Here is a 22,834-nt window from a genome sequence, read left to right as displayed (position 1 = left end):
GCCCTTCATCTGGCAACGCCGGCCAGTCGCCTCAAGCGTTTACTTCTTCAGCGCGCCGACTTCGCGATAATACTTCGCCGCGCCCGGATGCAGCGGCACGCCGATATCCTCGGCCATGTCCTTGGCCGTCAGCTTGGCCATCGCCTTGTTCACCGCGGCCATGTCGGCGACCTGCGTCGCCATCGCCTTGGTCACGGCGTAGACCTTGTCTTCCGGCAGTTTGCACGACGCGATGAAATGCGTCGAATAGCCGATCACCGGCACGTCCTTGTCCTGCTTCGGGTAGGTGCCGGCCGGCACGATCACCTTGTTGTAACCTGCATTGATCTTCTTCATCTCGGCCAGGCCTTTGTCGGTGATCGGGATCATCCGCACGCCGCGCGAGGAGGCCAGATCCATCACCGAAGCCGCCGGGATGGTGGTGCCAAGCGTGAAGACCTGGGCATGACCATCCTGCAACAGGGCGGCCGCATCGTTGTACGAGGCCATGAAATTGACCTTGCCCATGTCGGAATACGACAGGCCATGCGCCTTCAGGATATCCGCCGAAATCGCCTCGGCCGTATTGCCCTTGGTCTGCACGGCAATCGTCTTGCCCTTCAGGTCCTCGATCTTTTCGATCTTGGAATCTGTCGTCACCACGACCTGGAAATACTGCGGGTAGAGGTTGGCGATCTGGCACACATTCGTCGTCTTCTCGGTGAACGGCGGGCGGCCGTTGATGGCATCGACGGTGGAAATCGAGTTGCCGAAGCCGAAATCCGCCTTGCTTTCCTGCACACCCTTCACATTGGCGATGCCGGCGCCCGGCAGGGTCTGGATCGTAACGCCCGGCACGGCTTTTTCGAACATCGCCTTCATGGTGCCGCCGAGCGGCACCCAGACGCCGCCCTGCGGGCCTGTCATCAGCTTGTAGGTCTGTGCCTGCGCATCCGTGCCGGCGAAAGCCGCGACACTGGCTGCAAGTATTCCGATTGTGGCGATGCTGCGATATCGCATGACGTCCTCCCGTTGTGTTTTTATGGAGGCAAAGTCTGCGTATACGTCACTGCCGCGTCAAGCAAAGATCAGCCGAACAGGTCCTGTTGTTTGGGCGGTTGCTGCAGCGCGGCATGAGGCAGCAACCCGCCATCGCTCAGGATATGTATCACCGCTGCGCCATTTTTCAGCAGGGCCGGCGTTACCAGATGGGTGCGGTGGCAATGCAGCGGGTCACGCTCGGCGCACATGATCGCGGTCGGTCGGATTTCGGCCAGGGCCAGCAGATCGGCAATACCGGCCGCAAAGACCGGGGCTGCCGCCCGCGGCTTGCCGCCCAGCGCCTGGCCCAGCCAGCGATAATCGATACCGGCCTGCCCGAGGCTGTCGGTCAGGGCCGGGCGGTTGAACTGCGGCGCGAAGCGCGAGGCCGGCGCCGAACGCACATCGGCCAACTGGCTGATGCCATGTCGCTGCAGCAGGGCGATCAGCTGCTCGACCGGCTGGCTGGAATGCCCGATGGTGAAAACAGTGGGTGCCACGATCCCTCGCGCCGTTCAAATTCCGGATTCCGGGGTTAGTTGTGACCGAAATCACAGGTTACCTAAGAGTAACTATTGCGGATGGACGCTGTTGGTCCGTCTAGATATACACGGCAACAATAGGATACACGGCAGCAACAGGAAAAAGCACGGCTGGGCGTATAAGAAACCAGACCGGCGGGGGCAGATGATGAAGCGTGTGGTGAAGATCGGTTTGGGCGTGCTCGGGCTGGCCGTCCTGGTCGCCGGCGGGCTGGCCGTACTGAAAGGCCGGCAGGCAACAGCCCCGGCAACTGCCGCCGCCGCCCTTACGCGTTTCGAGGGTATCGAATTTTCGCCGGCCGACCTGGCCCAGGCCGTCCGTGCCGATCTGCGCCAGGTGGTGCGGCTGAGCGGTTCGCTGCAGCCCCTGGATCAGAGCCTGATCCGTGCCGAAGTGGCGGCCGTGGTGAACGAAATCACCGTGCGCCGCGGCGAGCGGGTGAAGAAGGGCCAGCTGCTGGCCCGCCTGGACACTGCCGATCTCGGTGCCCGCCTACGCGAAAAGCAGAGCAATCTGGACAGTGCCCGCTCCGCCCTCAAGCTGGCCGAGATCAATCGCGAAAAGGCCATCACCCTCACACAGCGCGGCGTGAAATCGCAGACCGCGCTGGATGAGGCCGAGAATGCCTGGCGTAATGCCAGGGCCAATGTGTCCGCCCTTGAGCAGCAGCTGACCATGGCGCGCAAGGGCGTGGCGGATGCCGCCATCTACGCCCCGATCGACGGCTTGCTGGCCGAACGCTATGTCAATCCGGGCGAGCGCGTCGCCATCGATGCCAAGCTGTTTGTCATTGCCGACCTCGATACCATCGAGGTCGAGACGCTGGTGCCGGCCCGCGACGTGCCGCAGCTGCGCACCGGCCAGAAGGTGATGCTGCGGGTGGAAGGCTTCGGCGACCGCGTATTCGATGGCCATATCGAACGCATCAATCCGACGGTGCAGAGCGGTTCGCGCTCCATTCCGGTCTATGTCCTCCTCAAGAACCCCGAGCATATCCTGCGCGGCGGCATGTTCGGCAGCGGTGAGGCCGTGCTGGCCGAGAAACAGGGCACGGTTGCCATTCCGGGTGAGGCCCTGCGCCGTGAAAACGGCGACCGCGTGGTTTACGTGCTGAAGGACGGCAGGCTGAAGCGCCGCAGCGTGCAGGTGGCGCTCGAAGGCAGCGCCGATGGCCGTGTCGGCATTGCCGAAGGCGTTACCGAGGGCGAAACCGTGGTGGCGACGCCCGGACTGCGTCTGACCGACGGCCTCGCGGCCCGCATCGCCGGCCGCTGAGGGAGCCGCCGCCATGTGGCTGACCCAGATCAGTGTTCGCAACCCGGTCTTCGCCACCATGATGATGGCATCGCTGCTGGTGGTAGGCCTGTTCGCCTATTTCAAACTGAGCGTCGAGCAGTTTCCGGATGTCGAATTCCCCATCATCGTGGTCGGCACCGCCTATCCCGGCGCCACGCCGGAAAGCGTGGAGAGCGAAGTCTCGCGGCCCATCGAGGATGCAGTCAACACCATCAGCGGCGTGCGCACGCTCACCTCGCGCTCGCTGGAGGGCCGCTCGACCGTCATCATCGAATTCGAGCTGACCGTCGATGCCGTTGCCGCCGTGCAGGATGTGCGCGAGAAAGTCGCGCAGGTGACACCGAAATTCCGCGATGAGATCAAGACTCCGGAAATCACCCGCTTCTCGCCGGACAGCCAGCCGATCGCCTCGATTGCCGTGCGCACCGAGCGCCGCGACCTGCGCGAACTGACCACGCTGGCCGACCAGGTGATCCTCAAGCGGCTGCAGACTGTACGCGGCATCGGCCAGGCCTATATCGTCGGCGGCGTCAAACGCCGCATCAACATTCTGCCCAACCCGGAAAAGATGCAGGCCTACGGCGTCGGCATGGATCAGCTGATCAACGTGCTGAAGACCGAGAACCAGCAGATCCCGCTTGGCACGCTGACCCGTCCGCAGACCGAATTCGTCGTGCAGATCGAAGGCCGCGTCACCGATCCGCGCCGGCTGGCCGAACTGGTGCTGGTGCGTCGCGGCGGCGCTCCGGTCTATCTCGGCGATGTCGCCCAGGTGGAAGACGGCACCGAGGAAAAGGACGCCGTGGCGCTGTTCAACGGCGACCGCCTGCTGGCGATCTCCTTCGTCAAGGTGCAGGGTTCCAATACACTGGAAGTCATCCAGGGACTTAAGCAGGCGGTGCAGGAGCTGAAAGCCGACCTGCCCTCGGATATCGAACTGCAATTCATGCGCGACGACAGCCGCGCCATCCTCATCTCCGTCAACGGCGTGCAGCGCACCCTGGTCGAAGGTGCCGCGCTCACCGTGCTGATTGTCTTCCTGTTCCTGAATTCCTGGCGCAGCACCATCATCACCGGGCTCACGCTGCCGATTGCCGTCATCGGTACGCTGGCCGCGGTCTATGCCGCCGGCTTCACGCTGAACAAGCTGACCCTGATGGCGCTGTCGCTGGCCATCGGCATCCTGATCGACGATGCCATTGTGGTGCGTGAAAACATCACGCGCCATGTCGCGATGGGCAAGAGCCACCGCCAGGCCGCGCTCGACGGCACCAACGAAATCGGCCTCGCCGTGCTGGCCACCACATTTTCCATCGTCGCCGTTTTCCTGCCGGTCGCTTTCATGGGCGGAATCATCGGGCGGTTCTTCCTGCAATTCGGCATCACCGTCACTGTTGCCGTGCTGATCTCGCTGTTCGTCAGCTTCACGCTCGATCCGATGCTGTCCAGCGTCTGGCACGACCCGGACAGCCTGCCCAATGCCAAGCGCGGACCCATCGGCCGCGCGGTCGCCCTGGTCGACCGGGCGATGGAACATCTCGGCCGCTTTTACCGCAGACTGCTGAGCTGGTGCCTGCGCTGGCGCTGGGTGGTGCTGCTGGTGGCATTGCTCAGCTTCGTCGGCAGTTTCCCGCTCGCCGGAAAGCTCGGCACCGAATTCGTCCCCGAGCCTGACCTGTCGGAAATCCTGGTCGAGATCACCACGCCACCCGGCTCCGCTATCGACTATACCGAAGCCAAGATTCGCCAGGCGCAGGATGCGCTGAAGGAATTTCCAGAAGTCGACTACAGCTTCGCCTCGATCAATGCCGGCGGCTTCGCGCGGCGCAATGTCGGCACGCTCTATGTGCGTTTCGTTCCGCTGGAAAAGCGCAAGATGACGCCGCAGCAGATGGCCACGCCCTTCCGCGAGCGGCTGTCACGCATCGCCGGCATCGACAATGTCAATATCGGCCTGCCCAATCTGGGCGGCGGCCTGAACAAACCGATCATGATCGCCCTGAAGGGCCAGGATATCGCCGAACTCGACCGGCTGTCGCAGGAAGCCATGGCGCTGATGCGCACCGTGCCAGGCGTGGTCGACCTCGAATCCAGCCTGAAGGCCAACAAGCCGACGGTGGCGCTGGAAGTCGACCGCCAGCTGGCCGCCGATCTCGGCGTCAGCACCACGGCGATTGCCAATACACTGCGGCCGCTGCTGGCCGGTGAGGAAGCCGGCACCTGGAAGGCACCGGATGACGAAGACTACGATGTCTTCGTGCGCCTGCCGCGCGACGACCGCACCGGCATGCCCGATCTGGAGCGCATCTATGTGGCCTCCAGCCAGACCAATGCCGATGGCAACCCGAAGATGGTGGCGCTGGCCCAGGTGGTACAGATCAAACCCTCGGCCGGTTCGACCCAGATCAACCGGCGCGACCTCGCCCGCGAGGTGCTGCTCACCGCCACCACCAGCGGCCGGCCGGTCGGCGAGGCAGGCCGCGACATCCAGACCAGGCTGGAGCAGATGAAGCTGCCGCCCGGCTATCGCTTCTGGTTCGGCGGCGCCTCCAAGGACATGAAGGAATCTGCCGGCTTTGCCGCCGCCGCGCTGCTGCTGGCAGTGATCTTCATCTACCTGATCCTCGCCTCGCAGTTCGGCAGCTTCCTGCAGCCGCTCGCCATCATGGCCGCCCTGCCGCTGTCGCTGATCGGCGTGATCCTCGGCCTGTGGATCGCCGGCTCGACGCTCAACATTTTCTCGGTGATCGGTTTCATCATGCTGATGGGCCTGGTCACCAAAAACGCCATCCTGCTGATCGATTTCGTCAACCAGGCACGCCGCGAGGGGCTCGACCGCACGGCAGCCATCCTGGAAGCCGGCGAAATCCGCCTGCGCCCGATCATGATGACAACGCTGGCGATGATCTTCGGCATGGTGCCGCTCGGCCTGGCGCTGGGTGAAGGTGCCAAGCAGACCTCGGCCATGGCCCATGCGGTGATCGGCGGCCTGATCTCTTCCACCCTGCTGACGCTGATCGTTACACCGGTGATCTTTACCTATCTGGATGACCTCGGCGCCTGGGCCGGCCGCAAACTCTCCGGCGCCCGGGCGCGCGATGCCGGGCATGACGACGAAATCAGGCAGCCGGCCGAATAGTCCAGTTTTAAGACTGTTTTTTCGCGGATATTGTCCGATGCTTGTCACATGCGGAACATGATCGCCGCCCTAGATTGAAAGCTGGCACAGATTCAGCCACCGAAGCGAAACCGCCCGGGCAGGCTCCATGGGGAGGCATGATGTCGCAGATTCTGACCGCTACCGCCAAATCCGATCTGGGGGCCACGCAGTGCCTGGTGCGCAAAAGCGATCTGACCCAGATCCGGTTCGAGGACTTCACCCTGAAGCCTGACGACCTGCAGCCGGACCAGCTGCTGGTCAAGATCGACAGCTTCGCTTTCACCGCGAACAACATCACCTATGCCGAGCTGGGTGACAAAATGGCCTACTGGGGCTTTTTCCCGCCCGGCGGCAGGACGGCCGACGCCGAAGACTGGGGCGTGATCCCGGTCTGGGGTTTTGCCGATGTGGTGGCCTCGCGCCACCCCACCATTGCGGTGGACGAACGCATCTACGGTTTCTTTCCGATGGCGACGCACCTGGTGATGACGCCCGGCAAGCTCACCGACAGCAGCTTTGTCGAAAGCGCGCCGCATCGTGCCAAGCTGCCGCCGGCCTATAACAGCTACCTGCGCATCACCACCGAGCCGACCTTCGCCGAGCCTTTCGAACCGTACCAGGCGCTGCTGCGGCCGCTTTTCGTCACCTCGTTCCTGATCGACGACTTCCTGGCCGATGAGCAGTTCTTCGGCGCGCAGACCGTGCTGCTGTCCAGCGCTTCGGCGAAAACCGCCTTCGGCCTGGCCCATCTGCTGCACCGGCGCAAAAACATCACTGTCGTCGGCCTCACCTCCGCTGGCAACCGCGCCTTCGTGGAAGGACTTGGCTGTTACGATCGCGTCGTGACCTATGATGAAATCTCCGCGCGGCCGGTGGAAGATGCCGTCTATGTCGATTTCGCTGGCAGCGCCGATCTACGCCGCGCCATTCATGAGCATTACGGCGACGCGCTGAAATACAGTTGTGCGGTCGGGCTGTCGCACCGCGAGATGAACCCGCCGGGCAAGGGCTTGCCGGGCCCGAAGCCGCTGTTCTTCTTCGCGCCCGACCGGATCGTGAAGCGCAGCAGGGATTGGGGTCGCGGCGGGCTGGAAGGCAAGCTGAATACCGCGTGGAACGATTTCATCCCGGTGCTGCAGCACTGGATCAGGGTGATCCGCAGCAACGGCCGTTCAGCCGTGGAAGCCGCCTATCGCGCCACGCTGGCCGGCAAGATCAGGCCCGACGAAGGCCATATCCTCAGCCTCCGGGACTAAGCTGCGCGGTTAGCGCGCAGCTTGTTCTGCAGCAGTGCCGACAGCCGCTCGATGCCCTCGCGGATGCGCGCCGGTTCGCCGAGCGAGAAGCTGAGCCGCGCGGTGTTGCGCTTCACATCGGTGGCATAGAAAGCCGAGCCCGGCACGAAGGCAACCTGGATATCCTTCACCGCCTCGGCCAGCAGCTCGGTGCCGTCGATGCTGTCGGGAAATTCCAGCCAGATGAACATGCCGCCATCGGGTTTGGTGTAACGCACTTCCTTGGGCAGGCAGCGTTCCAGCGTTTCCAGCATCACGTCGCGCCGTTCCTTGTAGGCCTTGCGCAGCTTGGCCACCTGGCTGGCATGCGAGGAGCGCGCGATATCGCAGGCCACCATCTGGTTGATCGTGCTGCAATGCAGGTCGGACGCCTGTTTGATCAGCACCAGCTTGTTGATCAGCGCCGGATCGGCGCAGACCCAGCCGATACGCAACGCCGGGGTCAGTACCTTGGACAGGCTGCCGACATAGATCACCAGGCGCTTGCCGTCGCTGCCCGGGGCGGCGAGGTCCTGCAGCTCCAGTGCGGCGAAGCTGGGGATTCGCGCGTTCTCGTAGCGCAGCTCCTCATAGGGCGAATCTTCCAGGATCGCCACGTCGTAGCGATGTGCCAGTTTCAGGATTGCCTGGCGGCGCGCCAGCGAGGTGGTGATGCCGGCCGGATTGCAGAAATCCGGCGTCAGGTAGAAAAATTTCGGTTTCTGTTTGAAGGCCGCTTCGAGCGCCTCGAGCACCACGCCTTCATTATCCATCGGCACCGAGAGGAACGTCGGCTGATAGGTACCGAAGACCTGGATGGCGCCGAGATAGCTGGGCGAGGACATCACCACGCTGTCACCCGGATTGATCAGGGCGCGGCCGAGAAAATCGAGCGCCTGCTGCGCGCCGGAGGTGATCAGCACCTGTTCCGGGCCGGTCTCGATGCCGTGACTCCTGAGATAGCCGACGATCCAGTCGCGCAGCGGCAGGTAGCCCTCGCTGATCGAATACTGGAAGGCCTCTCCCGCCAGCGCCGGATCGGCCAGCACCCGCTGATACGATGCGCCGATGGCATCGAGCGGGAACAGTGCCGGATCGGGGATGCCGCCGGCGAACGAGATGATTTCCGGCCGGCTGATCAGCTTGAGCAGTTCGCGGATTTCAGAGGCCCGCAGGGTGCTGACGGCCTGGGACAGGCCGGGGAAGGCGGATTCGGTCATGATGCTGGCTCGGGTTTCCTCAAGAGTTGCTCCCAGCTTAATCGCAGGACCGGCGGCGGAAAAGCACCGGCGCCCCCTGAACCGTCCTACCTGAACCACCCCTAGGCGAGCAGCCGCGCGAGCAAGCCGTCGAGCACGGCACGACCTTCGCGGGTGGCGACGATCTTGTCCGGATTGCGGACCAGCAGCCCGGCGGCTTCCAGCGGTGCGGAACGTTCCGCCGGCACGAAGACTTCCAGATCAAGTCCGGTGGCGGCGCGGAAATTCCCGGTATAGACGCCCTCAGCCAGGCGCAGCCCCATCATCAGGGCTTCTTCGGCGCGCTCGGCGTTGCTCACCGGCGTGGCGCTCTCGCGGCCATGGCTATCGCTCTCCACCTGTTCGAGCCAGGCTTCCGGCTTGCGGCGGTTCTGCATGGCCTGCCAGCCGCCCGGCTGCTGCAGGCGCATATGCGCACCGGGCCCGAGGCCGAGATAGGATCCGCTGCGCCAGTAGACCAGGTTGTGCCGGCTCTCGCCGCCCGGTTTCGCGTGGTTGGAGATCTCGTAGGCCGGCATACCGGCCTGGCCGAGAATCCCCTGCGTCAGGTCGTACAGCGCGGCCTGGTCATCGGACGGCATTGGCTGCAGCACGCCGCGCGCCACCGCGCCGGCAAAGCCGGTATTGGGCTCGATGGTCAGCGTGTAGAGCGAGAGATGATCGCCGGCGAGGCTGAGCGCATCCTGCAGTTCGGCGCGCCAGCTTTGCGCCGTCTGGCCCGGCCGGGCATAGATCAGGTCGAAGGAATAGCGCGGCACGGCTTTCGCGGCAGCTTCAATGGCGCGGCGTGCCTCGCCGGCATCATGGGCGCGGCCGAGGAATTTCAGCACCTCGGCGTCGAAACTCTGCACACCGATCGACAGGCGATTGATTCCGGCGGCGGCGAAGGCGGCGAATTTGCCGGCCTCGGCGGAATTCGGATTGGCTTCCAGCGTGATCTCGACATCGTCGGCGAAATGCCAGTGCCTGCCTGCCGCATCGAGGATCGCGGCGGCCGTCGCCGGCGGCATCAGCGACGGCGTGCCGCCGCCGAAGAACACGGATGTGATCGTCTCACCCTGCCCGACACCGGCGGCCGCGTAATGCGCCATCTCGATGAGATAGGCCTGCTGCCAGCGCGCGGCATCGACACGCTCGCGCACATGGGAATTGAAGTCGCAATAGGGGCATTTCGAGACGCAGAAGGGCCAGTGCACATAAAGGCCGAAGCCGCGCCGGGGAATGGCCTGCTGTTCAGCCGAAACAGGCATCGATCAACTGCCGGAAGGCCAGCGCGCGATGGCTGATCGCATGCTTCTCGGCCGCCGGCATCTCGCCGAAGGTGCGGGTCTCGTCGTTCACCCGCGGCACGAACATCGGATCGTAGCCGAAGCCATGCAGCCCGCGCGGCGGCCAGACCAGCTTGCCCTGAATGATGCCCTCGAAGCTTTCGACATGGCCGTCCGGCCAGGCGAGGCTGAGCGCGCAGACGAACTGCGCGCCGAAGGGCGGCTCGGCACCCTTGTCCTGTACGGCGTTCCAGACCTTTTCCATCGCCTTGCCGAAATCCTTCGCGGCCCCGGCCCAGCGTGCCGAGTAGATTCCCGGTGCGCCATCCAGCGCATCCACCGCCATGCCGGAATCATCGGCCAGCGCAGGAAGCTGCGCTGCCCTGGCAGCGGCCAGGGCCTTCAGCTCGGCATTGGCGATGAAGGTCGAACCGGTCTCCTCCGGTTCGGGCAGGCCGAGTTCGCCGGCCGAAACCGCCCGCACCCTGAAGGGCGCGATCAACTCGCCGATCTCGCGCACCTTGCCGGCATTGTGGCTGGCGATCACCAGCGTGTCGCCGGCGAAGCGACGGCGGCTCATGGTTACAGCCCCACCGCCTGGCGCTGCAGAACCATCAGTTCCTTGATACCGGTCTTGGCCAGACCGAGCAGTGCGCTGAACTGCGCTTCGGAGAACGGTTCCTTCTCAGCAGTACCCTGCACCTCGACGATGGCACCGGTATCGGTCAGCACGAAATTGGCATCGGCCTGCGCCGTGCTGTCTTCGGGATAATCGAGATCGAGCACGGCGACGCCGTCGCACAATCCGCAGCTCACTGCGGCGACCTGGCCGATCAGCGGAATTTTCGCAATCGCGCCGTCTTTCACCAGCTTGGCAAAGGCCAGATGCAGCGCCACCCAGCTGCCGGTGATCGCCGCCGTGCGCGTGCCGCCATCGGCCTGCAACACGTCGCAATCGAGACGGATCTGGCGTTCGCCGAAGCCTTCCAGGTTGGTGACGGCGCGCAAGCTGCGGCCGACCAGGCGCTGGATTTCCTGGGTGCGACCCGATTGCTTGCCGCGCGAGGCTTCGCGCTCGGTGCGGCTGTGGGTCGAGCGCGGCAGCATGCCGTACTCCGCCGTCACCCAGCCGCGGCCGGTGTTGCGCAGGAAGGGTGGCACCTTCTCTTCGACGGTGGCAGCGCAGAGCACATGGGTTTCGCCGAACTTGATCAGGCAGGAGCCTTCGGCATATTTGGCAAACCCCGGCTCAAGGCGGATCGGGCGCAACTGGTCGGCGGTGCGGCCACTGGGGCGCATGGGTTATTCCTCGCGAATAAGTCTGAAAAGCGTCAGCGGTTTCTAGTCGATCCTGCCCCGATCGACAAGCTGTCGACAAGCCGTGCTTGACAGGAGCCGGCATTCGAATATCACCGGCAGCATAACCGATGGCGGGATGGGCCACCAGCCGACCCGAGCCGCCGCCAGGGGGAAGACCGTCATGATCATTGCAACCCGCCGTGTTGTGGCCGGCCTTGCCGTTTTGCTTTGTTCCGGCACCGGCATGGCCACAGCCGCCGAGGACGGGCATGAAAAACCGGGCCAGCGTTTCGGCTTCGGCGATCTGGAGATCGGCCTGACGCTGGATGCCGGTCTCGGCCTGTTCAGCGTGACCAATGCGCAGAACGGACTGGGCAGCCTGTCCTCGCATGGCCAGCGCAAGGGCGGCCGCGGCTGGGCGGAGGGCTTCGTCACGCCGGGCCTGGAGGCGGAATATTTCCTCAACAATACCACGCTCTACGGCGCCGCCCGGGTGACCGGCAGCGCCACGCGCGGCGACGGCGAAGCCCAGCGCAATGCCGTCACCGACATGCAGCCCGAATCCTTTGATCTCAGCGAGGCCTATCTGGGCTGGAAATCCGGCCTCGCCTTCGCCGCGCTCGGCGAGGATGCCATCGACCTCTCCGCCGGCCGCCAGGGTTTTGTCATCGGCGACGGCTTCCTGATCGCCGACGGCACGCTCGACAGCTTCCGCCGCGCCGCCTATGTGCTCGGCCCGCGCGGCAGTTTCGACCGCACCGCAATTCTGCGTCTCAACACCGCCCCGGTGCGCGCCGACCTGTTCCATCTCGCAAGCCACACCGACCAGGCATACCTGCGCGGCAAGGATGCCGCCGCCACATCGCTGCATGGCGGCAATATCGAATGGTTCGCCTCCAGCCATCGCGATCACGGCCGCAGCGACTACGAGGAACGCCAGTGGTATCTCGGCGCCACCGCGCTCCGGCTCACCGATGCCGACCGCGCCATCAGCCCGGGCCGCGACGGCATGGATGTCTATGCCATCCGCTCCGGCGGCGCATTGCTCAGCGCGCTGGGCGAAGGCTGGCGGGATGCGGCGCTGTATGGCGAATTCGCGCGCCAGCGCAATGACAACAGCGGGCGCCGCCTGCGCGCCAATGCCTGGTATATAGAACCGCAATACACCTTTTCGGCTTTGCCCTGGCAGCCGCAGCTCAGCTATCGCTACATGCATTTCAGCGGCGATGCTGATGCCAGTGACGGTACCGACAAAAACTGGGATTCGCTGTTCACCGGCGGCGGCCCGCGCGGCTACGGCACCTGGGATCTCGGCGAGATCTATGCGCGCTATGTCGGCGGCAATTCAAATCTCAACAGCCACATGGTTCACCTCAAGCTGCAGCCGGACGAAGGCCTGGCCCTCGGCGCGATCTTCTATCGCCACACTTACGACAAACCCGATACCGCCAATGGCGTCACCTCGGACAGCCTGCAGGATGAAGTCAATCTCTATGCAGTCTGGACCACGCCGCTGCCCGGCCTCGAGATCGCCGCCGTGCTGGGCGCCGCCAAAGCCGGCACCGGCCGGCGCCAGCAGCTCGGCAACAGCGATGCCACCGACCGCACCACTTGGCTCGGCCAGATGGTGTTCAGCTACAGCTACTGAGCCGCCCCGCTCACGCCATCCGACGATGCTCGATCTCGAAGCCCTCGTCAGGCTCGGGTGCTACGAAATATGCCGTGATGGCGTCGAACTCCGCGTCGCTGGCGGTAAAGTCATGCGTGCCCGCCGCATTGCGCTGGCGCAGGCGGGCGCGGCAGATCGCGTCGGGCACATCCAGATAATAGAGCCGGTGCCTTGCCCCGGAACGGTCGACGATGCCGCGCATCCAGGCGCGGTTGACCCGCGTGTTGGCCGGGAAGTCCAGCACCACCGACAATCCGGCCCGCAGCAGGCTTTCCACATGCGGCGTCACGGCGTCGCGCAGCCGGGCGGCGCAGCGCACATAATCCGCCACCGTATGGATCTCGCCGGGATAGAGCCGCGCCAGCCAGGCATCCTCGGCCAGCACGATCGTGCCCGGTGCGGCAGCCAGTTCGGCCGACAGCGTGGATTTGCCGGCCGCGATCTTGCCGCACAGCAGATGCAGGGTTGCGGTTGTCATGAATCCTTATCCCCCTCAAGAAAAAATGAGGCCCCGGACCGAGCGCGAGCCGGGCTCCCATTTTCTGGTTACCGAAACGCCTCTTCGCGATAGCGCCGCGCCGCATCGGCCAGCGACAGTTCCTCCTGCTTGCCGTCGCGACGGCGGACCGTGAGCGTGCCGCGCTCCATTTCGCGCTCGCCGGCAATCGCCAGCAGCGGCAGGCCCTGCTCATGCGCCTCGGCGATCTTGCGGCCGATGCGTTCGGGCCGGCCATCGACGCTGACGCGATAGCCGTCCCGGCCCAGCGTCGCCGCCGCCTTGCGGGCATAGCCCTCCTGCGCGCTGGTCACGCTGGCCACCATGATCTGCTCGGGCGCCAGCCACAGCGGCAGCGCGCCCTTGTGATGCTCCAGCAGCATGCCGATGAAGCGCTCCATGCTGCCCAGCACGGCGTGGTGGATCAGCACCGGGCGCTGGCGACTGCCGTCGCTGGCAACATAGTCGGCCCCCAGCCGCTCGGGCAGCACGAAATCCAGCTGGATCGTACCGCACTGCCAGGACCGGTCATGGCTGTCGCGCAGGTGGAATTCCAGCTTGGGGCCATAAAAGGCGCCCTCGCCGCTCCTGATGCCGAAATCCAGTCCGGCGCGGCGCGCCGCCATCGCCAGGGCGGCTTCGGCACGGTCCCAGGTGGCATCGTCGCCGGCCCGCTTCGCCGGCCGCGTGGAAAAGAACACCAGCGGCGCACCGAAGCCGAAATCACTGTAGATGCTGCGCAGCAGTTCGCAGAAGCGCTGCACCTCGCCCTCGATCTGTTCGGACGTGCAGAAGATATGCGCATCGTCCTGCGTGAAGCTCCTGGTGCGCATCAGGCCCTGCAAGGCGCCCGAAGGCTCGTCGCGATGGCAGGCGCCGAATTCGCAGTAGCGCAGCGGCAGGTCGTGCACCGAGCGCAGGCTCCTGGAAAACACCTGTACATGGCCGGGACAGCTCATCGGCTTCAGCGCGAAAGGCCGGTTGCCGCTGTTCAGGCGGTACATTTCATTGGCGAACTTGTCGGCATGGCCGCTCGCCTCCCACAGGCTGTAGCTCAACAGCTGCGGCGTGCGGATTTCTGCAAAACCGACTTCACGCATGCGGCGGCGGATGTAATCCTCGATCACGCGATAGAGCGCGAAGCCGCGCGGATGCCAGAACACCATGCCCGGCCCCTCCTCCTGCTGGTGGAAGAGATCGAGCCGCGTGCCCAGCACACGGTGGTCATAGGTATCCATTTCTGAATTCACTCTGGGACTTAAGCCGTTCATGTCGGTCTCCGGGTTGCGAAGCGGCCAGCGATGAACGAAGCCCCAGAAAGACCGAGGCCCCGTCCGTCGCCGGCGGGGCCTCTGGGTCTCTTGCTTTGCGTCAGTCCTCTACGCGCAACAACCCAGGGCACCGCCGACGGCGGTAACCTTAATGGTAGCTACGGTGAGAATAATGCTCTGCATGGTGACGCGGACGGTAAGGGCAGAGCGGCAAAGCGTCAAGCCGGAAATTGATGCCGCACAATATGCGGCGTCACCCCGGGCGTTTGACCCGGGGTCCCATTTTAAATGGGATGCCGGCTCAAGGCCGGCATGACGACGCGTATTTCATGTCTCTTCCGCCCGCCGCGCCCGGAAGAAAGCCGCGGCGGCACGCGGCAGTTTCTTCAGCGTCAGGCTGTCGTCGTCCAGCACGCGCCAGACCGGCGTGATGTCGCCCGTTGCGGCGCCAGCCTGCCGCGCTTCCCAGGCGGCTTCGGCCACGATACGCAGGACGAAGCCCGTCGTGATCGGGCAGGTCACCTCGGTGTGGTATCTGCGCGCCAACTTGGCACGCAGCGCCTTTGCGTCAAGCAGGCGCCCCGGCGGCAGGCGGCGGATAAAGGCATCGACGATGCGCACCGAGGGCACCAACATCACCTGGCCCTTCTTCATGCCGGCAATATTCACCGGCACTGGCTTCACCTGATGCGCTCTGGCGTCGCGCGCCTTGTCGGCCCAGCTGGTCATGCCGGTGGCGCTCGGAAGCCGCCGAAGACCTGTTCGACGAGGGCGGCGAACCGGATCGGCGTGCGATCTTCCAGATAGGGCCCTATAGCCTGCACGCCGACCGGCAGACCGTCATGGCTTTGGCCGCCATTGCTCAGGCCGATCGGCATCGCGGTGGCAGGCAGGCCGCAGACCGTGGCGACGCCTGGCCACAGGAACTGGTCGCCGTAGCGCACCGCGTGACCGTCCACACTGATGGTGCGTTCGTCCCATGGCCGCTGGTCATGCGGGAAGGCGACCGTGGGCGTGACCGGGCAAAGCACGATGTCCCAGTCGCGGAACAGGGTGCGCCACTGATGCGACAGGCCGGTGCGCACGAAATCGGCCTGCATCCAGGCGCGATGACTGGCCACCTTGCTCAGCGCCGAGAGGCTGCGCTGATCCGCTGCCGCTTCCGGAATGCCGGCGGCCTGCTGACGCGCGGCGAGATAATCCGGCTCGGGCATGGTGCCGCCCATGAAAGCCATCACCAGGCGCAGATAGGTGCTGCCGATCAGGTCCAGGCTGGGCAGCAGCGGACTGGACCGCGCGACACGGCAACCGGCCTGCTCCAGTCGCGCGGCCAGCGTGTCGATCGCCTCGCGCACCGCCGCATCGGTCGGCACCTGCGGATGCCGGTCGACGATCAGCACGCGGTACTCCTTCAGTGCGGCATGGCGCGGCGGCGGCAGGTCCAGCCGGTAAGCGACCGCCTCGGCGTCATCGGGTCCGGCCAGCACGTCCAGCGCCAGCATCAGGTCGGCAGCGCTGCGCGCCATCGGGCCGATCACCGGCAGGTCGTGATGCGGCACCACCGACAGCGCCGGGATGCCCGGCGGCGCATGGCCGCGCCGCGGCAGCAGGTTCAGCGTCGGCTTATGGGCATAGACGCCGCAGAAATGCGCCGGAATACGCAGCGAACCGCCGAGATCGGAGCCGAGTTCCAGCGCCACGAAGCCGGCGGCCAGCGCGGCCGCGGCACCGCCCGAGGAACCGCCCGGCGTGCGCGTCACGTCCCAGGGATTGTTGCTGGTGCCGTAGACCGCATTGGTGGCCTGCCAGTCGGCCAGCACGGTGGACACATTGCTTTTGCCGAGAATGACCGCGCCGGCGGCCTTCAGCCGCGTCACTGCCACGGCATCCTGCGTCACAGGAATCTGCGACGTACCCGGGATCCCCCATGTGGTCGGCAGGCCCGCCACGTTGAACGACTCCTTCACCGTCATCGGCAGACCGAGCAGCGCGCCCGCATCGTTGCGTGCGAGCGCGGCATCAGCGGCACGCGCCGCCTCACGGGCCCGCTCGAAATCGCGCACCGGAATGGCATTCAGCCTGTCGTCGCCCGCTTCGATGGCGGCAATCGCCTGCTCGGCCAGTTCAGTGGCTGAAACCTGCCGTGCACGCAGGGCAGCAACGAGTTCGGTTGCCGTGCGGAACTCCATGGGATTCTCCAATGATCGCCTGAGAAGCAGCCGGCACTATAACCCGGCACATGAAGCGGCCGACAAGTGCCATGTTTACTTCAGCGGCAGGCAGATATCGGTGAGCAGATCAGTCGGCGCCACCTCGCGCGGATTGTTCAGATAATCCTCGAAGACCGGCGCATCGGCAGCCTCGCGGCCCGACCGCACCAGCCATTCGCCATAAAGCCAGTCATAGGCGGCCTTCATGTCGGAATACGGCCCCTTGTGACGCAGGATGGCGTAGTCGCCGCCGCGCAAGGCGGCACGCTCCAGCGGCGCCTCCACCGGGAAATCTGCATCGGGCAAAGTGATGCCGGCAGCCGAGCGCAGCTCTGCCTCTGGCACCGCGGTCGGATCGGAATAGAACAGCCCCTTCATGCACAGGCCCGGCCGCAGCAGGTTGCGCGCTGCCAGCGTGCCGAACAGGGTCTCGAAGGCGCGGCCGATTTCCATGTAGGAGCCACGGTGCGGGATTACGGCCAGTGTGGCCGGGGCAATGGTCTTGATGGCGACGTCACGCATGGCAGAGGCTCCTTTCGGCGAGTTGGGCATGGTAAAGCGGGTATGGCTGCCGGCCTTGCGGTATTCCGCCGGCGGCATGCCGTAAGCGTCCTTGAAGCTGCGGCTGAAGGCCGCGAGGCTGCCATAGCCGGCACGCGGCCAGACCGCATCGAGCGGCATATCGGTATGGGAGAGATCGGCCGCGGCACGCTGCAGGCGCAGGCGCTTCACCGTGGCGGCCACGGTTTCGCCATAGACCGCCTGCCAGATGCGGTGCCAGTGCCAGGGCGACAGCGCCGCCACCTCGGCCAGCGCATTGAGATCGGGCGCCTCATCGAGATGGGCGTAGATATATTCGATGACGCGGGTGAAACGGCGGATATAGCTGGCCTGGCCTGGCGAGTCGGAACTTGCGGAATCACGGGAGGCGAAATCGGACATGGCATTTCCTGTTTCTGATTGAACCGACGCTAGCATGACCCGAATTGATAAATCTTGCGGAGCTGCAATCCTGTATCGGCAGCGCACGGCTGGCCGGATTTACATACACGCGCATGTAACCGGCGGACGGCATTGATCGTCTCGCCTTGCAGGAGCGTTTTTGCTAGGCTTGCCGCATGAGCCTGCGCCCCGCCCTGCTGCTGTTGCTTCTGACCGGTTTGCCGTCCGCCGCCGGCGCGCAGGCGCGCGATCCCGATCTGCCGCCGATTGATGCGCGTGGCGTCTGGCATCGCGTTGCGCCGGAGGATGAGAGCACCACGCATAAATGCGCCGGCGATCCCAAAACGCCGCATTGTGCATTGACGACCCTTTATGCCTGCCTCGAACGCGAGGAGCATGATTTCTGTCGTCTGCTGGAATATCCGGGCGTACTCAGCAAGTCGAGGTACCCGCGCATCGTCTATTCATGGTACGAGTATCATATCGTCACTGCCCGCCGTCTGAGCGCCACCAGCAAGATCGACGAGGTCAACGAAGGCCCTGTCAAACCACAGGATGGCGATCTGCTGATCGGACTCTGGGAAAAGCACTGCCATGACAAGGTGGAGAAGGCATGCACTCTCCATGTCGAAAAATGGCCCCTGATGTATTTCGTCCTGCGCAAGCGAGGCGATATATGGACCACGCCGCATCGATTCCAGAAACGGACGGACTAGCCGCCAGGTCGTGGTTGCGATATCAGGCGATTGATCCGGGCTGTTTCGCCCGCTGATCGCGGTTTGGCCTCGATCCGCGCCTGGGTGATCGCAGAAACCAGGCGATCACGTGCTTGCGGATCACGATTCATGGCTTCGATGGCACCAAAAACCTGCGGTCCCATCCTGCCATCTTTATCTACCTTGCCGCCGGCGATCCTGACGGCTTCCTGAAGATGTTTTGCACCATCGCCGCGCCCATCGGCATACAGGGTGTCGGCCACCGCCGTGGCAAGCCCGGGATCAAGTTTCTCCAATGCAGCCGAGCCGCCGGACGTGCGCAGCACGTCGTTGAAATAGGCATCCATCACCTGCGCCTGCTGGCCCGGCGTCAGATCCTCCGGCTTCAGCCCGGCCGGCAAGTCGGGCAGCCTGCCGCGCGTGTACATGTCCTCCAGCGTTCCTGGCGTGATGCCGCCCACCGCGCCGCTTGTCGGATCGCGCAGCCTGCCGCCTTCTTCGGCATAGATATGGCTGTAGGCCTGCTGCCGGCTGGGTGCATCGGGCAACTGCTGCCTGATACCGGCCTGGAAACCCTCCCAGGCGCCCTTGTTCTGCGGCAGATTGAAGGTATCGACCTTGGCAGGCGGCAGCGGGATGCCGGTGTCGTTGCGGCTTCTGCTACCGATGGCCGGCGATGCCGGCGCCGCCGATCCGGCGACCGGCGCTGCCGGTCTGGCCGCTGAGGCCGGCAATATCCCACCGGCCGGCGTCGCCTGCGCCAGCTGCGCACCGGTCTGCCAGAGCGGTGCGGCCGGAGCATCTTCCACATCGCTGCGCTGCTGTGCCGGCCGCATCACACCGAGGGGATGGCCATCGCGCTTGTCGGCGGTGACAATGGCCGGCAGCGACCTGGGTTCGGCGCCGAAGCGGTTGCGGCCATCATAAAACCGGTCGACGACATCCGGCGTCGGCACGGTGTAGCCCTTCAGGCGATCGCCCAGCTCGCCCTGCAGGGCCCGCAGTGTTTCACCGCCCGGCAGCATGATGCCATCGACCATGAGGCCGCGATCCTTCTGGAATCGCTGCATGGCCTGGTCCAGTCCGCCGCCGGGCCAGCCAGTTGGCGCCCCCAGCGCGGCCAGATCGTAATCGCCGGTATTGCCGAACAGCACCTGGGCCTTGATCACATCGCCGCGGTTGTTGTCGCCGAAGCGGCCGACCGAGCCCGACAGGCTGAAAGGGTCCAGATCGGGCAGGTTCAGGTCGGGGGTGGGGAAATCCGGCCGGCCGAAATCGAGAAGGCCAAAATCTTGATCATCCGGAAGCGGCAGCAGCGACATGGCGGAATCCTATGCAGGCGGAAGAATGGATTTCAAAAAAGATGATTTGATTATATTCCTTATATATGTACACAATATGTTCTCTTTGTCAAGATCGAAAAATTAGCCCGCGCAAAACCCCGTCGGCGGGTTCTGAAGCGAAAAATAAGGAGAGGTTGGCGCAAGATAAGACGAAATAAGCCCGACTTAAGCGCGGATAAGGCGGAATAAGCCGGAATAAGCCAGCTTGAGAGGCCTATTTCGCCACGGTGAACTGGATGCCGAACCAGCGGTAGCGCCCCTGCTCCGCGCTGGGCACCGAGCAGGAAATCCGGTCGCGCGGCGGCTTCATCGCCTCGGACGGCCGCATCTCGTAGCGCCGTTCGGCGATCTCCTTGGGCGGGATCGCCTTGCCCTCGCCGGTGTAGCAGATCATCTGCTTCAGCCGCTCGATGCCCGGCGCCACGGTGAAGCGCAGCACCGGCGGATTAGTGGTCTGGCCGAGGCGGATCAGCACATCGACCGGCTCGACATCACTGACCGGCAGCGGCAGGGCGTTCAACGCCTGGCGCAGGCGTTCGACCGAGCCGAAGCTCTCGTTCATTGGGAACCGCGGCAGCCAGAACATGTCGTGTTTGCTGTGTGCGATGCCGGAATGCTGGCCGAAGGCGACGCTGTAGCCCATCGATTTCACCAGCGCCAGCGTGCGCGTATCCCATTCGCCGAAGGGATAGGCAAACAACGCCGGCCGCTCGCCCAGTTCCTTCTCAAACAGGCGCATCGAGGTCTCGAGATCGTCGCGCGCCGCTTCGGGCGACAGCGCCGGCAACGAGGGATGGCGGTGGCTGTGGGCGCCGATGGTGACACCCTCGGCCTTCATCTGCCGGATCTGGTCCCAGGTCAGGTAGCCGCGCAGTTTGCTGGTCACGGGTTCGGTGGCGACGAACAGGGTGAAAGGGATGCCAGCCTTCTTCAGGCGCGGCCAGCCTTCGGTGAAGGCAGAGATATAGGCATCGTCGGCGGTCACCGCGACGGCACGGTCAGGCAGGCTGTCGCCGGATTTCAGCTTCGCCACGATCTCGGGCAGACCGAGCACTTTATAGGGGCCGGATTTCAGCTCGGCGATATGCGCATCGAACTGCTCGAGCCGGATGTTGGTACTCGGCACCGTATTCTCGCCGAAGCGGTGGTACATCAGGATGCTGGCGTGATCGGCTGCCAAGGCGGGGGCCGGACTCAGGAGAGCGGCGGAAAGGACGGCGGCCAAAAAGGCAGGGGAAAGCTGGGGTTTCATGGTCGGCATCCTAGACCGGCCGGTGGCGCCCGGGGAGGCTCGGCGGCCCCGCAAAACGCTCACCGGGGGGAGACTTGGCCGGCCATTTCCGCTATAAGCCCGCCCCATGAACAAGACTCCCCTTTCCTCCCGGATCGCCCCGGTTTTCTGTGCCATCGACACGATCGAACTGGCCTTCGCCGCCCGCTGCGCCCGCGCCGCCGCTGCCGCCGGTTTCGGCGTCAAACTGGGCAAAGAATTCTTCACCGCCCATGGCCCGGCGGAAGTGCGCGCCATCCTGCCAGTCGGCACGCCGCTGTTTCTCGACCTGAAATTCCACGACATCCCCAACACGGTGGCCGGCGCGGTGCGCTCCGCCGCCGCCGCCATGGGCCCGATGATGCTGACTGTGCATGCCTCCGGCGGCCCGGCGATGATCCGCCAGGCGGTGGAAGCGGCGAAGCAGGCGCGTCAGCGGCCGCTGATCCTGGCCGTCACCGCGCTCACCTCGCTGGATGCCGCCGACCTCGCCGCCATCGGCATCACCGAGGATGTCAGCAGCTACGTGGTACGGCTCGCCAAGATGGCGCAGGCCAACGGCGCCGACGGTGTGATCTGCGCCGCCACCGAAATCGCCATGCTGCGCGAGGCCTGCGGCCCCGACTTCAAGCTGGTGGTGCCCGGCATCCGCCCCAAGGGTTCGGCCGCCGGTGACCAGAAACGCGTGATGACCCCGGGTGAGGCCTTCAGCCTCGGTGCCGACCATCTGGTGATCGGCCGCCCGATCACCGAAGCCGACAGCCCCGAAGCCAGCGCGCGCGCCATCGCGCAAGAGTTGGCCGAGGCAGCCTGACATGGCCCTGTTCACCAAGATCTGCGGCCTGACCGATCCGGTGGCCGTGCAAACCGCCGTCGAGCATGGCGCCGACATGGTCGGCTTCGTCTTCTTCCCCGCTTCGCCGCGCAACCTTTCGGCCGAACAGGCGGAAACCCTGCTGAACGAGGTGCCGAGCGGCATCGACCGCGTCGGGCTGTTCGTCGATCCGGAAACCGATTTCCTCGACCGGATTCTGGCCAAGGCGCGGCTGGATCTGCTGCAGTTGCATGGCGACGAGACGCCGGAACGCTGCCGCGCCATCAGCATCTATTTCGGCCTGCCGATCATCAAGGCGATCAAGGTTTCCGGCAAAGCCGACCTGACGGCGGCCAGGGCCTATGAAGACTGCGTCGACTGGCTGATGTTCGATGCCCGCCCGCCGCAGGATGGCGCGCTGCCCGGCGGCAACGGCCAGCCCTTCGACTGGACCATCCTGCAGGGTGCGCAATTCAAGCGGCCCTGGCTGCTGGCCGGCGGCCTGACCCCGGACAATCTGCCGCAGGCAGTTCAGCAATCCGGTGCCCGGGCGGTCGACGTATCTTCCGGGGTGGAAAGCGCACCCGGGAAGAAGGATCCGGCGAAAATCCGCGCCTTCCTTGACGCTGCCCGCCGCCTGTGATGAATGCGTATCTGAGGATGCAACGATGACCGCGATCAATTCCTATCGCACGGGCCCCGATGAAAAGGGCCATTTCGGCAAGTTCGGCGGTCGTTTCGTCGCCGAAACGCTGATGCCGCTGATCCTCGAACTGGAAAAACATTATACCGCGGCCAAGGCCGATCCCGCCTTCAAGGCGGAGATGGATTACCTGCTCAGGGATTATGTCGGCCGGCCCAGCCCGCTCTATTACGCCGAGCCGCTGACCAGGCATCTGGGCGGCGCCAAAATCTATCTGAAGCGCGAAGAGCTGAACCACACCGGCGCGCACAAGATCAACAACTGCATCGGCCAGATCCTGC

At 64.8% G+C, this 22,834-nt stretch carries 20 protein-coding genes and 1 pseudogene; 8 read left to right on the top strand and 13 right to left on the bottom strand.

The genetic code is table 11. The features are described from left to right. Positions 1-39: 39 nt before the first annotated feature. Together OJJ21_RS20390 and OJJ21_RS20385 are read right to left on the bottom strand one after the other, a co-directional pair. On the bottom strand, positions 40-999 hold the full coding sequence (locus OJJ21_RS20390; RefSeq protein WP_297689318.1) for a TAXI family TRAP transporter solute-binding subunit: 960 nt from the start codon (positions 997-999) through the stop codon (positions 40-42). 68 nt (positions 1,000-1,067) lie between these two features. Next, positions 1,068-1,520 carry a DUF488 domain-containing protein gene (locus OJJ21_RS20385; protein WP_297689316.1) on the bottom strand — a complete coding sequence of 151 codons (453 nt, stop codon included), beginning with the start codon at positions 1,518-1,520 and terminating at the stop codon, positions 1,068-1,070. 187 nt (positions 1,521-1,707) lie between these two features. Here OJJ21_RS20385 and OJJ21_RS20380 point away from each other — a divergent pair, with 187 nt between their 5' ends. The 3 genes from OJJ21_RS20380 (at position 1,708) to OJJ21_RS20370 (ending at position 7,275) form a co-directional block, all read left to right on the top strand. Then, a complete protein-coding gene (locus tag OJJ21_RS20380) occupies positions 1,708-2,838 on the top strand; it encodes an efflux RND transporter periplasmic adaptor subunit (protein ID WP_297689314.1) in 1,131 nt (376 codons plus the stop codon). 13 nt (positions 2,839-2,851) lie between these two features. After that, a complete protein-coding gene (locus tag OJJ21_RS20375) occupies positions 2,852-5,998 on the top strand; it encodes an efflux RND transporter permease subunit (protein ID WP_297689312.1) in 3,147 nt (1,048 codons plus the stop codon). A gap of 137 nt (positions 5,999-6,135) precedes the next feature. Beyond that, on the top strand, positions 6,136-7,275 hold the full coding sequence (locus tag OJJ21_RS20370) for a DUF2855 family protein (protein WP_297689310.1): 1,140 nt from the start codon (positions 6,136-6,138) through the stop codon (positions 7,273-7,275). Here the strand turns inward: OJJ21_RS20370 and OJJ21_RS20365 are convergent. From OJJ21_RS20365 to rph, 4 genes are all read right to left on the bottom strand, one after another. Beyond that, positions 7,272-8,513, bottom strand: a complete 1,242-nt coding sequence (locus OJJ21_RS20365) for a PLP-dependent aminotransferase family protein (protein WP_297689308.1) — start codon at positions 8,511-8,513, stop codon at positions 7,272-7,274. The genes OJJ21_RS20370 and OJJ21_RS20365 overlap by 4 nt on opposite strands. 101 nt (positions 8,514-8,614) lie before the next feature. Next, complete coding sequence (gene hemW, locus OJJ21_RS20360) at positions 8,615-9,802, bottom strand: radical SAM family heme chaperone HemW (protein WP_297689306.1); 1,188 nt, start codon at positions 9,800-9,802, stop codon at positions 8,615-8,617. After that, positions 9,786-10,400 (bottom strand): RdgB/HAM1 family non-canonical purine NTP pyrophosphatase, encoded by a 615-nt coding sequence (rdgB, locus tag OJJ21_RS20355; protein ID WP_297689304.1) that lies wholly within the window; start codon positions 10,398-10,400, stop codon positions 9,786-9,788. The genes hemW and rdgB overlap by 17 nt, the downstream gene beginning before the upstream one ends. A gap of 2 nt (positions 10,401-10,402) precedes the next feature. Next, entirely contained in the window at positions 10,403-11,119 is a 717-nt protein-coding gene (gene rph / locus OJJ21_RS20350) for a ribonuclease PH (RefSeq protein WP_297689302.1), read from the bottom strand. Between the two features lie 181 nt (positions 11,120-11,300). Between rph and OJJ21_RS20345 the strand changes: the two genes are divergently transcribed. Beyond that, on the top strand, positions 11,301-12,767 hold the full coding sequence (locus OJJ21_RS20345; protein WP_297689300.1) for an alginate export family protein: 1,467 nt from the start codon (positions 11,301-11,303) through the stop codon (positions 12,765-12,767). A 10-nt stretch (positions 12,768-12,777) separates the two neighbouring features. Here the strand turns inward: OJJ21_RS20345 and OJJ21_RS20340 are convergent, their stop codons facing one another. The 5 genes from OJJ21_RS20340 to OJJ21_RS20320 form a co-directional block, all read right to left on the bottom strand. After that, complete coding sequence (locus OJJ21_RS20340) at positions 12,778-13,266, bottom strand: ATP-binding protein (protein ID WP_297689298.1); 489 nt, start codon at positions 13,264-13,266, stop codon at positions 12,778-12,780. Positions 13,267-13,334: 68 nt separating this feature from the next. Beyond that, on the bottom strand, positions 13,335-14,555 hold the full coding sequence (gene thrS, locus OJJ21_RS20335; protein ID WP_297689296.1) for a threonine--tRNA ligase: 1,221 nt from the start codon (positions 14,553-14,555) through the stop codon (positions 13,335-13,337). Positions 14,556-14,882: 327 nt separating this feature from the next. Next, a complete protein-coding gene (locus OJJ21_RS20330; protein ID WP_297689294.1) occupies positions 14,883-15,284 on the bottom strand; it encodes a hypothetical protein in 402 nt (133 codons plus the stop codon). Continuing rightward, positions 15,281-16,744 carry an amidase gene (locus OJJ21_RS20325; RefSeq protein ID WP_297689292.1) on the bottom strand — a complete coding sequence of 488 codons (1,464 nt, stop codon included), beginning with the start codon at positions 16,742-16,744 and terminating at the stop codon, positions 15,281-15,283. The genes OJJ21_RS20330 and OJJ21_RS20325 overlap by 4 nt, the downstream gene beginning before the upstream one ends. 75 nt (positions 16,745-16,819) lie before the next feature. Next, a complete protein-coding gene (locus tag OJJ21_RS20320) occupies positions 16,820-17,707 on the bottom strand; it encodes an AraC family transcriptional regulator (RefSeq protein ID WP_297689290.1) in 888 nt (295 codons plus the stop codon). A 176-nt stretch (positions 17,708-17,883) separates the two neighbouring features. Here OJJ21_RS20320 and OJJ21_RS20315 point away from each other — a divergent pair, with 176 nt between their 5' ends. Next, complete coding sequence (locus tag OJJ21_RS20315) at positions 17,884-18,423, top strand: hypothetical protein (protein ID WP_297689288.1); 540 nt, start codon at positions 17,884-17,886, stop codon at positions 18,421-18,423. Here OJJ21_RS20315 and OJJ21_RS20310 read toward each other — a convergent pair. Both OJJ21_RS20310 and OJJ21_RS20305 read right to left on the bottom strand, forming a co-directional pair. Then, positions 18,420-19,745 carry a hypothetical protein gene (locus OJJ21_RS20310; RefSeq protein WP_297689286.1) on the bottom strand — a complete coding sequence of 442 codons (1,326 nt, stop codon included), beginning with the start codon at positions 19,743-19,745 and terminating at the stop codon, positions 18,420-18,422. The two genes, OJJ21_RS20315 and OJJ21_RS20310, sit on opposite strands and share 4 nt — an antisense overlap. A 235-nt stretch (positions 19,746-19,980) precedes the next feature. Beyond that, positions 19,981-20,946: a polysaccharide deacetylase family protein gene (locus OJJ21_RS20305; RefSeq protein ID WP_297689284.1), complete on the bottom strand. Its 966-nt coding sequence runs from the start codon at positions 20,944-20,946 to the stop codon at positions 19,981-19,983. A gap of 178 nt (positions 20,947-21,124) precedes the next feature. Between OJJ21_RS20305 and pyrF the strand changes: the two genes are divergently transcribed. The 3 genes and pseudogenes from pyrF to OJJ21_RS20290 all read left to right on the top strand — a co-directional run. Continuing rightward, on the top strand, positions 21,125-21,850 hold the full coding sequence (gene pyrF / locus OJJ21_RS20300) for an orotidine-5'-phosphate decarboxylase (RefSeq protein WP_297689282.1): 726 nt from the start codon (positions 21,125-21,127) through the stop codon (positions 21,848-21,850). A gap of 1 nt (position 21,851) precedes the next feature. Then, positions 21,852-22,493, top strand: coding sequence for a phosphoribosylanthranilate isomerase (locus OJJ21_RS20295; protein WP_297689280.1), 642 nt, complete (start codon positions 21,852-21,854; stop codon positions 22,491-22,493). Positions 22,494-22,518: 25 nt separating this feature from the next. Then, positions 22,519-22,834: pseudogene (locus OJJ21_RS20290) on the top strand (tryptophan synthase subunit beta); the annotation flags it as partial.

Source organism: Ferrovibrio sp., assembly GCF_025869515.1.
Taxonomy (GTDB): domain Bacteria; phylum Pseudomonadota; class Alphaproteobacteria; order Ferrovibrionales; family Ferrovibrionaceae; genus Ferrovibrio.
Note: the sequence above shows the minus strand (reverse complement) of the source record. Positions and strands in the feature narration are given on the sequence as shown.

Coding starts and splice junctions, on each gene's coding strand:
- OJJ21_RS20390 (WP_297689318.1), bottom strand. CDS start 999: ATGCGATATCGCAGCATCGCCACAATCGGAATACTTGCAGCCAGTGTC.
- OJJ21_RS20380 (WP_297689314.1), top strand. CDS start 1,708: ATGATGAAGCGTGTGGTGAAGATCGGTTTGGGCGTGCTCGGGCTGGCC.
- OJJ21_RS20375 (WP_297689312.1), top strand. CDS start 2,852: ATGTGGCTGACCCAGATCAGTGTTCGCAACCCGGTCTTCGCCACCATG.
- OJJ21_RS20370 (WP_297689310.1), top strand. CDS start 6,136: ATGATGTCGCAGATTCTGACCGCTACCGCCAAATCCGATCTGGGGGCC.
- OJJ21_RS20365 (WP_297689308.1), bottom strand. CDS start 8,513: ATGACCGAATCCGCCTTCCCCGGCCTGTCCCAGGCCGTCAGCACCCTG.
- hemW (WP_297689306.1), bottom strand. CDS start 9,802: ATGCCTGTTTCGGCTGAACAGCAGGCCATTCCCCGGCGCGGCTTCGGC.
- rdgB (WP_297689304.1), bottom strand. CDS start 10,400: ATGAGCCGCCGTCGCTTCGCCGGCGACACGCTGGTGATCGCCAGCCAC.
- rph (WP_297689302.1), bottom strand. CDS start 11,119: ATGCGCCCCAGTGGCCGCACCGCCGACCAGTTGCGCCCGATCCGCCTT.
- OJJ21_RS20345 (WP_297689300.1), top strand. CDS start 11,301: ATGATCATTGCAACCCGCCGTGTTGTGGCCGGCCTTGCCGTTTTGCTT.
- OJJ21_RS20340 (WP_297689298.1), bottom strand. CDS start 13,266: ATGACAACCGCAACCCTGCATCTGCTGTGCGGCAAGATCGCGGCCGGC.
- thrS (WP_297689296.1), bottom strand. CDS start 14,555: ATGAACGGCTTAAGTCCCAGAGTGAATTCAGAAATGGATACCTATGAC.
- OJJ21_RS20330 (WP_297689294.1), bottom strand. CDS start 15,284: ATGACCAGCTGGGCCGACAAGGCGCGCGACGCCAGAGCGCATCAGGTG.
- OJJ21_RS20325 (WP_297689292.1), bottom strand. CDS start 16,744: ATGGAGTTCCGCACGGCAACCGAACTCGTTGCTGCCCTGCGTGCACGG.
- OJJ21_RS20320 (WP_297689290.1), bottom strand. CDS start 17,707: ATGTCCGATTTCGCCTCCCGTGATTCCGCAAGTTCCGACTCGCCAGGC.
- OJJ21_RS20315 (WP_297689288.1), top strand. CDS start 17,884: ATGAGCCTGCGCCCCGCCCTGCTGCTGTTGCTTCTGACCGGTTTGCCG.
- OJJ21_RS20310 (WP_297689286.1), bottom strand. CDS start 19,745: ATGTCGCTGCTGCCGCTTCCGGATGATCAAGATTTTGGCCTTCTCGAT.
- pyrF (WP_297689282.1), top strand. CDS start 21,125: ATGAACAAGACTCCCCTTTCCTCCCGGATCGCCCCGGTTTTCTGTGCC.
- OJJ21_RS20295 (WP_297689280.1), top strand. CDS start 21,852: ATGGCCCTGTTCACCAAGATCTGCGGCCTGACCGATCCGGTGGCCGTG.